Origin of the sequence: Paenibacillus sp. MSJ-34 (genome assembly GCF_018918005.1) — a bacterium.
Classification (GTDB): domain Bacteria; phylum Bacillota; class Bacilli; order Paenibacillales; family Paenibacillaceae; genus MSJ-34.
In genome coordinates this window covers 1-10,173 of record NZ_JAHLPR010000088.1, presented here as the reverse complement: position 1 = coordinate 10,173, position 10,173 = coordinate 1, and the positions used below count along the sequence as shown (strand labels likewise).

The 10,173-nt window shown below is 41.4% G+C and carries 5 protein-coding genes and 2 pseudogenes; 6 read left to right on the top strand and 1 reads right to left on the bottom strand.

Going from position 1 to position 10,173, the window contains the following annotated elements; translation table 11 throughout:
• Positions 1-684: 684 nt before the first annotated feature.
• From KQI79_RS27890 to KQI79_RS26545, 6 genes and pseudogenes are all read left to right on the top strand, one after another.
• Positions 685-864: pseudogene (locus tag KQI79_RS27890) on the top strand (group II intron reverse transcriptase/maturase); the annotation flags it as partial.
• A gap of 4 nt (positions 865-868) precedes the next feature.
• Positions 869-1,219 carry a hypothetical protein gene (locus KQI79_RS26560; protein WP_050954049.1) on the top strand — a complete coding sequence of 117 codons (351 nt, stop codon included), beginning with the start codon at positions 869-871 and terminating at the stop codon, positions 1,217-1,219.
• Positions 1,220-1,415: 196 nt separating this feature from the next.
• A pseudogene (locus tag KQI79_RS27885) lies at positions 1,416-1,508 on the top strand (GTP cyclohydrolase); the annotation flags it as partial.
• Positions 1,509-2,504: 996 nt separating this feature from the next.
• Positions 2,505-2,654, top strand: coding sequence for an SHOCT domain-containing protein (locus KQI79_RS26555; RefSeq protein WP_230873668.1), 150 nt, complete (start codon positions 2,505-2,507; stop codon positions 2,652-2,654).
• Positions 2,655-2,825: 171 nt separating this feature from the next.
• Positions 2,826-4,121 carry an IS110 family RNA-guided transposase gene (locus tag KQI79_RS26550; RefSeq protein WP_216541359.1) on the top strand — a complete coding sequence of 432 codons (1,296 nt, stop codon included), beginning with the start codon at positions 2,826-2,828 and terminating at the stop codon, positions 4,119-4,121.
• Positions 4,122-4,532: 411 nt separating this feature from the next.
• Positions 4,533-6,431: a recombinase family protein gene (locus KQI79_RS26545; RefSeq protein ID WP_253298430.1), complete on the top strand. Its 1,899-nt coding sequence runs from the start codon at positions 4,533-4,535 to the stop codon at positions 6,429-6,431.
• A gap of 733 nt (positions 6,432-7,164) precedes the next feature.
• Here the strand turns inward: KQI79_RS26545 and KQI79_RS26540 are convergent.
• Entirely contained in the window at positions 7,165-8,919 is a 1,755-nt protein-coding gene (locus KQI79_RS26540; RefSeq protein WP_216541358.1) for a retron Ec67 family RNA-directed DNA polymerase/endonuclease, read from the bottom strand.
• Between the last annotated feature and the right edge of the window lie 1,254 nt (positions 8,920-10,173).

Below are 10,173 nucleotides of genomic sequence, written 5' to 3'. Positions count from 1 at the left end.
CGCGAAGTGAAGTCTTTGTCTATTCAATATGGACTTAAAACGCTCTTGTAATCTGCATGCTCATGATGACGAACATCGGAAAGCCGTATGAGGGAAAACCTCACGTACGGTTTGATGAGAAGGGGCTGGGCCCCGCCCAGCCTTTCACTCTAGCCCGGCATGGGTGCCGTGCTTTAGGGGAAAGTCCCAAGCGGGGGCTGGCGAGCGCCTACCGTTAGCCAAAAGTAAGGGTGTCCATCGTGAGGTGGAATCTGAAGGAAGCTGGAGGCAAACACTCGACCTGAGATACAAGAATCCAATTTGAGGCTAGTACAGTCGGACGAGTCTGCGAAACAAGGCGAAGTCCTAAGGCGCCAAGGGCTGTATGGGTATATTGGACAGGTGCATGGATGAAAGTACGCATCCTTATCCGAGGAGGCCTGCACGGAACGCCATCTGAGGATGGTAACCAAGGCCGTAAGGTTTTGCTGAGCGTGCAGGAGTCAGCAGAGGTCATAGTGCGTGAGTAAGGGACGCCTGAAAGAGGGAAGGGCCAAACGTCAACTCAGGGATGGATCAGACGTTTTCGAGAACGACGCGTTGAAGCAGAATTCCTATGGAACTCCTTCAGGGAAGTACGGGTGAAGCCCAGAGGACCTTGAAGTGATGGTTAAGCGTCGTCCGGCAAACTCCGAGCCCCATGAGTACTGGCCGCTTATACGACAACAATTATTAGAAGGGGCCTATCAAACGGCACCAGTCCGAAGGGTCGAAATCCCGAAACCCGACGGCGTTGTCAGATTATTTGGCATTTCGACTGTGGTAGATCGCTTTATCCAACAGGCTCTTCTCCAAGTGCTTACTCCTATCTTTGAAGCCCATTTTGTCAATGACAATTGAAACCGATCGGGAAGATATAAAGCGGCTTTTTGCTCCGGTTGCACCGGGAATTAAGCTGCGAATTCAAGCATTAAGAGAAGTACATGAGGTAGGGATAACTACACAAGCGTCAATTTCACCTGTACTGCCGTTCACTCCGGATTTCCCAAAGTTACTGGAAGGTATCGTAGATCGGATATGGATAGATACACTTAATATCGGGGATGGTTCGATGGGGAAACACTCTGAACGACTCGGCATGCACCAGTTGTTCAAAGCCTATGGACTTTCGGAATGGTATCAAAAAGATATCCATCTCAGAGTAGAAAAGTACTTTAAAAAACATTCCCTCAAGAAATGATTCATGTTTCCAAAGAAGAAGCTTTTCCGGTCTTTGAGAAAGGTACTTAGTTCAGATGAAACCATACCTGGATACTAATTCGCAGGCTATATAGTTTGCCCCTTAAGGATAACTCTCAACATAACTGTCGCAATATAAGCACAAGATAAGACAAGGCTTTTCCAGAAAACCAACGAAATGGAGTTTATACATGTCAGTTTTACGCGATTTCGAAAATGCAGAGCACGCCTTAATTCGATTTCATTCCATCTACCATACTGGAGATGTTTTTGGCAGTAGGAGGGCAGAACAAGTGCAGCTTATTCATTCATTGCATGCAGGGTCGAGCGGTAGACAATGACCAGCACCTATATATATAATGAGTAATCTGAACAACCTGCAGCGCATTAAGCTCTTGAATTATTCTTCGGGATCCACCAGTTCACTAGCTTCCACCCTCAACGGGATTTTCTTCACTTTGTTCAGTTTCTTTACATGTAAAGCTGGTTATTGACCGAGATTTAATCGCGACAGCATTAAGTGGCCATTTTTATTTTTTTTCGGCAATAGATACATCCCATCTATTCTGTAACCGAGATTAAACTCTCGGAGCATGCAGATGATGATCTCGAAATACTCACATTATTTTCCCTCACATTGATTCATCATTTTTTTGAGCTTTCTGACAAAGCTCAGAACCTCTCTTGTTGGGACCATTCTTCCATACCTCGCCATCATTATAGCTCACGCTACCGGAGATTTCTAATCTCTGTACCAAGAGCTTTCTATCCTCTCCTATTTATTTTTTCGCAGAAAGGTCCGATTTTGGCTTCAAAATGAAAAGGATGATAGAGGGGCATGTCCTCTACTGTTTTTCCGTACCTTGAAAATTAAATACCATCCATTCCAGTACGTTCCCCGCATGCCTAGGAAAGCCAATTTGCAGGTGCGCCATGACCATTCTGCTTGTTTTTTCGATCTGTGTTTGAAGTAGCAGGGTGAGAGCGATTTTATTTTTGTCCGTGCAATAATAAATGGTGGTTCCATTTAAGGCGATGACCCATGCGGGGGATAATGATACTTCCGTCCAGCCACAGCTCTGCTTTAGGCAGATCACGCAATGGGGGCGGCTTGCAGCGATCCTGGGAGAGGTATTCGGACTATACCTATGAGGCCGTTAACCACCGGCCGCTGGAATTGGATTTATGCGATATAACCAAAACAAGGAAGAACAGAGATGCGTATAAGGTGATCGTCCTTTGTCGCATCTCTGTTTTAGATGTAATGAACCAAACAGGGGGGGCTTATGATGAGTCGAAAATTAATCAGATATAGCATGCAAATTGCCATGTTGAAACAATTATTGGCTCTGTCACTGATTACGGAAAAAGAGTTTACTCTTATCAAAAACAAAACCATGAAGGAATACGATGTTGTTTCAGACCTGACTTCTTGATTCATACAATTGTTGGTCTGCTTAACTCTTATTACACTGATCGTGATAATAAGACGAAAGGAGCAATTCCTGTAATGAATTAATTTGAGGTTTGAACAAAAAGAGCGTCTCCTGTATGCTGGGTCTGGAATGTGGACCATTCACTGCCCTAATTAAAGGAGGACGCTTAATATGAAGTATAAACAATCTAAGAAACAGAATCAACGAATTTTAAGAATTACCGAATCTACCCTTGTTGTCGGAGCAGACATTGCCAAGGAAACGCACGTAGCACGATCGATCGACTTCCGTGGTATTGAGCTCGGAAGAGACTGTGTGTTTGAGAACTCACGAGAAGGCTTGACCAAACTAGTATTGTGGATGAAGGATTTACAACGGGAGCACGCCAAGACGGACGTCATCTTTGGTATTGAACCCACTGGACACTACTGGTTTCCACTAGCCGAGTTCTTGCAGAATGAGGGTATCAAAGTGGTTGTCGTCAATCCGCATCACGTGAACAAGACCAAAGAGCTTGAAGACAATTCACAAACGAAGAACGACTATAAGGATGCTAAGGTTATCGCCGACCTTGTTCGGAACGGAAAGTATACGGAACCCAGGCTGCCTACCGATGTGTATGCTGATCTAAGAATCTACATGAACTTGCGAGAAAAGATCATGGTCAATCTCGGCCAAGTCCAGCGCCGCATTCAGAACTGGTTAGATCGTTTCTTTCCGGAATACAGTCAAGTGTTTAAAGACTGGAATGGCAAAGCTTCACTGATCACATTGGCCGAATTTCCTACACCGCAGGACGTTGTATCTCTAGGAGCTTTTGCAATCCTTAGACGCTGGAAGCAAGATGTGAAGCGAGCTGTAGGCATCAAGAGAGCAGAGAAATTAGTGAAGGCAGCCTCGCTCTCCATAGGATTAACACAAGGGCTCACAGCAGCCAAAACCGAAATGAAGGCGCTTCTGGAGCAGCATGAACTGCTTACGCGCCAACTTGAAGACATCATGAGCCAAGTAGAAAGCTTGTTAGAACGAGTGCCGGGATCAGCGGAAATGCTGAGCATACCAGGAGTCGGGATCACCACTCTCGCTGGATTTCTAGCCGAAACCGGTGATCTGAACAACTATGATCATGGTCAGCAAATTATACGTCTGGCGGGCTTTAACCTTCGGGAGAATAGCTCAGGCAAAAAGAAGGGGAAGTCCACGATCAGTAAACGTGGGCGGTCCAGACTCAGAGCCTTAGCGTATCGAGCCATTATGCCGATGGTTGCAAAGAATCCAGAGTTTCAAGCATTGCATCACTATTACACCACACGAACGGTGAATCCGTTGAAGAAGAAACAATCGCTTGTAGCCTTGTGCGGAAAACTCATCAGAGTGCTGCACACACTAGGCACAAAGAAAATACCATACAACGCTCAAGCTTTGTTGGGACCTGTTCGTCAGACACAGCTACAGATGGCAGCTTAAAGATTCAAATTTCAATCGCAGAGCTCATTAGCATTAGATAAATTCAAATAGACAACGGAAGCACGGAGCAGCCGCAGGATTTATTCCATAAGGGCAACGACCCAGTAAAGGAGCAAGAAGCGGCATCCACCCCTTGAGAGGTATAGAACGAAGGAATGTGAGGGCTTAGACCCAGTGTGACATGGGAGGGTAAACCGTCGAGGGAATTGGTGTGGACATCCTAGGTGCGATCATAATGAATATCCACAGAATGGAAAAGGCAGTCCAGGCTCTATTCCCGTAACCGGCATGCTCAGAAAATTATGCCACTACTACATGATATCTCCACATCTTAAGGTAGTCGATGTTTGAAAATCTAAGAATGAGTTAGAAAATCCGAGAAAACATTAATTTATAGTGGGAGCCTTAACAATGGGGTATGCAGTTGAAGTAATCAAAGCCAATCGGAAGCTATCAGATCGTGTTGGAGGAAGGCCAGACCGTCTGCGCGTTGCTCCTTATGCCAGAGTGAGTACCGACACGGAAGAACAGTTAAGCAGCTATAAGTCGCAAGTTGCTCGCTATACAGATATGGTTAGCCAACGAAACGATTGGATATTGGTGGACATTTACGCGGATGAAGCCATCACTGGAACCCAAGTGAAGAAACGTGATGATTTCCAACGGCTGATAAAGGATTGCATGGATGGCAAAATTGATATGGTTATTACCAAGTCCATTTCAAGGTTTGCCAGAAATACTGTAGATACTTTGAAATATGTTCGCATGTTGAAAGAAAGAAACGTTGCTGTATTTTTTGAGAAAGAAAATATCAACACGCTTACCATGGATGGGGAATTGTTGCTAACCATTCTAAGTTCGGTAGCTCAACAAGAGGTTGAGAATATTTCTTCTATTGTAAAAATGGGCTTGAAAATGAAAATGCAACGTGGGGAACTGGTTGGATTTCAAAGCTGCCTTGGATATGACTATGATCCCGTTACCAAACAGATATCGGTAAACGAAGAAGAAGCTAAGATTGTACGCTACATCTTTGAGCGCTATATTTCTGGTGTTGGTGCATACGTGATTGCAAAAGAACTGATGGAATTCGGATATAAGACGAAAAGAGGGAATCCCGAATGGAATGATACAACTGTTCTAGGCATTATTAAGAATGAGAAATATAAAGGTGATCTCCTTCAGGGAAAGACGTTTACTCTCGATCCGATTTCCAAGCGCAGACTTGAAAATCATGGTGAGGAAGATCAATACTACATCAAAAATCATCATGAGCCAATTGTCAGCGAAGAAGTCTTTAACAAGGCACAGGATATATTGCACCGTAGAGGAAAAAATCGCGGGAAGCTTAAACAAGGCAGTAAACGGGAAAAATACAGTAGGAAATTCGCTTTTAGCAGCAAGTTGGAATGTGCGTTCTGTGGTTCCAACTTCTCTCGGCGGAGTTGGAATAGTGGTACATCGCATGAAAAGACAATTTGGCAGTGTACCACTAACACGAAGAAGGGAAAAAGATTTTGTCCGCACAGCAAAGGAATAGAAGAAAAAATTATTGAAGGTGCATTTATTGAAACGTACAAATTAGTTTGTAGTAATCATAAGGATGTGTTAGACGAATTATTAATCAGAATGGAATCCGTATTTAGTGACCAGAACAATCAAAAACAATTGAACAAAATTATAAATGAAATCCAGGCGATTGAACATAAGCGCTGTAAACTGATCGACTTGCATCTGGAAGAAAAAATAGACCGCCCAACATATGAGCGTAAGTTTGAGGAACTCGAATCCACGTTGACCGAACTGCTCGACAAAAGAGAGGGATTGGAGGAAGCGGCGCAAGAAGAAATCAATATCGAGAAAAGAATTGAACATTTCCGCAAAGTGCTTCAAACGAATGCCATCCTGTCTACATTTGACCGGAATGTGTTTGAGAGCGTCGTTGATAAAGTTATAATTGGAGAGAGCCTTAATGAAGGTAACCCTAATCCTTATAAGCTAACTTTTATCTATAAAACAGGCTTTACGAGCAGCGTTCAAGCCAAGATGGGCAGGCAAAATCGAAAAAAGCCCTCAGTAAATGAAAGGAGTGATTCATGTTCCTATTCCCAACTCGACACATGTGGAGTGTGTAATAGGAATACAACGAATCGATACGTAGAAATCCTTAGTTTTCAGTATTCTGCGCGATTTATGACATTTAAGACCGAGGGCAACGACTGCAGAAATAATATACTCAGAGACAATATTAAAGTTTCCGTCCTTCTGGACCTGGATTTGGACATCGAGTGTGTAGACATGTTAAAGTGAAAAAGTGCTTTTTGCCGGTAAGCTGGATGTTCAGAACCGGTGACCACAAGTAATCGTAGGTAGCAGAGCCAACTCGGCTCCTGCCCCTCCCTTTTTGTTTTAATTTTCAATCGCGCGTTGCCACAAAAAGTATCAGCATTGGCTTATGGGTATTATCGAAAGTAATGAAAGGCAGTCAAAACTTGACGGAGTCTTGACTGCCTTTTTTTGATTTACTTTTTTATTTTACGGTCCGATTTCACACCAAAAATGAACTGGGAGGTAGAGGGATGTTTCCTTCGTGCGCCTTGAAAACCGAATATCTTTCCCCGCATAGCCCGAAAGGGAAAGCTGTTAAGCAGGTACGCTACGACCATCCGTCTTGGATGCAAGCGATCATGACCCATGCAGAAAATAAATGATGGCATCATTTAGGCGATGATTCATGCGGAGGGTACTTCTGTCCAGCCACAGTTATCGTAATGGGGGCGGCTTGCAGCGATCCTGAAAGTGCAGCAAAAGCCCTATGAGAACGGTCAGCCGCCGTTCGCTGGACAAGGTATATTTATTACTCGCTTTCATTAAAACGCTACATAAATTATTTCTAGTTATTATAATGTAGTTTCACTACGGAAAAACTGACTATGGCCAGTAAAGATCGATTGACTTTGGTTCCCGATAACCTATGCCAATTCAAGAGATTGTCTTCTAACTTAAAATGTATCCAGCCATTGTTAAATAAATTAATAATAGATTAGATTTCTAAAAGCACTTTGCCCGCGCTACTCTTGTCTTTATTTTTCTCTTCTAAATCGTGACCTGCACCTGCCCCCCCTTTCCAGTACGTGTTGATGATCTTGTCTATGTTATCTAAAGTTGATCTAAAGTTAGTAAAATTAATAGAGGAATAGTTCCGTAAAATGTATTTGGATAATATTTCCTTTCCATAGTATTCCGAAACGTTATAATCATCCTTTTTCGAGAATTTTTTTCCGTTAATTTTATGCGAAAGGACACTTTCCTCAAACAAATCTTCTATATCACATTCAGATTTATCACCGATCAGAGGTATGGTTAAGAGATACAAGTTGTCAATAATGTTAATAAAATATTTATGGTTCAAATCTTCCCGTGTTTCCCCATCCACGTTTGCATGATTAAGGAAGTTTCCTATCGGCTTTCTACTCCCGCTTTGAATCTCATTATCAAACATTAAAATCACAGGATTTATTGGTAATGTGTTGCTTGTTTTTTTAAAATAACTCAAATAATTAGTGTCAGACTTCTTGGAACCAAAGAAGTCATATATATTTTTTAATGCGGTGCCGCCGTCCTGGAAAATTCCCATAAAATGTTTTAGTCTCTTCGTTTTATTTAGAAAGGATATTTTGAATTCAAACTTTCCATTACTGTTTTTAGTAATTAAATTAGGATATTCGTTGTATAGCTTTTTTAAAGCTGATTTTAAATAAGCTACATCCGTTTTACCTTCCGTCACAATCAGTGGTTGGGGGTTAGCAAAGAAGTATTTATAAAATAGGAATTTTTGATATTGACGTTCTCTCGAACATAAGCGCTGGAAGTGATGTTTTTCATCATCCAATTTATTATTATACCAGGTTAGTTGATTAATAAAGGCAAATCTGCCCTCTAATTGATTTAGAGTGGCGGGTTTATCATTAATCTTAAACTCACCATATTTGTAGAGGTGATGAGCCATTGCTCTAGTCTCTTTATAATAAACACTATTTATATTTACCTTCTTATTAACAACCAGTCCAGTTACGACTTGTTTAGAATCCCTAAGTTGCAACCGTGTCTTCTCTTCATTAATTTTAAACCCGGCACGAATGATCACTTCAGATACCTTTTTATAGAATTCAGTTTGTAGCTCTAAGAAGTTTCTATCATTAGTCGAAAATGTTAAATCATCCGCATAACGCGTGTAATCCAATTTATATTGTTTTGCGATTTTCAATAATCTATGATCTAGTATCTCGCAAATTAAGTTCGTAATGATGGGGGAGCTTGGTGCACCTTGAGGTAGCTTTCCTTCATAACAAGATATTTGTGCTATAGCTGTGGCTACTTCTATAGGAAGTAAAAAGCGGTTATTTTTATTAAAAAAACCTCTAATACGACCAAAGTGAAAACTATCAAAAAAGTCCTCTAAATCAATATTTAAAACAAATCGTTTATTCCGGTGGTTTTCTGCATTTGTTATTATGCCCTTGTCTATTTCAAAAGCATGAGAAATTTTGTCTGTAATCCCCCGCTTCTTCTTTTTCTTATGATTATAGAGAGCCTCTGCAAGTTTTTTTTGAATGTCTTTGAGTCCTTCTGAAGGAGCATTAATTTTACGAGTGCCACCATTTTTCTTGCAAATCTCAAACGAAGTATATAGGTTGTTACTTCCTTTTACATACAATATATAACTAAGCAGCTTTCTAGGGACTTTCAAAAAATCTGCGAGTTCATTACGTGTTTTTATATCGTTAAATTCGCCCACATGAAACTCCCCCATCTCATAAGTACGTGCGGCTACTCATTATGCGATGAAAACGCGATGATAAGAGACAACTACTTCGGCAAACACCGGTTATGAGAGAGAGCAAATATCCCCACCATTTTTGCCAACACTTGCGAAGCACAAGTGAAAAATCTAGCCGCACGTTTATAAGATTATACATTAAATTTCAACAAATTAAAACAAAGTGAGCGTTATCAACAATCATAAAAATAAGGATATCAAAGCATTTTCTTCTCTTTCGGGATTTATTCGTTCCCCTAAAAAGGACCTTTGGAAATTGAATACAATCTGATCCGGTACATCAAGACAGTAAATGCATTGTATCATGCTTCTTGTCGCCTTAATAAGGCTCATATAAGATATACAATACCTCTATGCTTATCAGCCGTAAAACGAATGAAAATAGCTTGTACGATGCGCTTAATGGCGAATGCTGCGATTCGCTTCAAGCCCTATACTTTGAAATAAAGCTGGACGGAGTCACAGGCAGCACACTTACCTACTGTAATGAGCGGGAACCATATCAGGAGAAGTTCAGGATTACATACATGGATGAGTACGAATTTCTGATTGAAATGGAAGCTGGAGCAACCCAAGGGTTGATAGGCTGCATCTGTAGCGGTTTCGAAAATATTAGTTAGAAAGCCTTTCCCAAACAGGAAGTAGAGGCGATCCTCCAAAAAATTATTCTGCTTGAAGTTGTATTCACAGTGTTCCTCTCTCTACAGCAGTACTTTCTGATTCCTTCTTTTTCTTAGTTTTGTAACAATAGTATGTGGCGCATCAGCTTTCTGAGGCGCAAACGAGATATATTATCGACGAGCAGCTTATTCGAGCCAAACGTGACTCACCCTGCAGCGGCGGCTTGTAGTGGTAAAGTTCGTTTCGGATAAATTTATCTATTTGCTTTTGAAAATCCGGGTGGCAAATATGGTTTTGTTCTCTATAATAACATCTCTAAGATGAGAATAAGAGCTTCGTCTTTAACGCATACCCTCCAGGAAAATCTGCTAACAGGAGAATTTGTTATGGAGGCGGATACGGAACAATCGGGTCATTATGAAAAGTTAGTCTATAATCGAAATGAAGTCATTAAGCAATTTGAAAAGATTATCCTAAATTTCGAAAGCCCGTAATATCAAACACTGAATATAGTGGATCTGCCTCGCGGACTGTAAAAAAGTGGAGGTTTCCCAGTTCGTTCGGTTCAAGTCAACATTATGTGGATACACT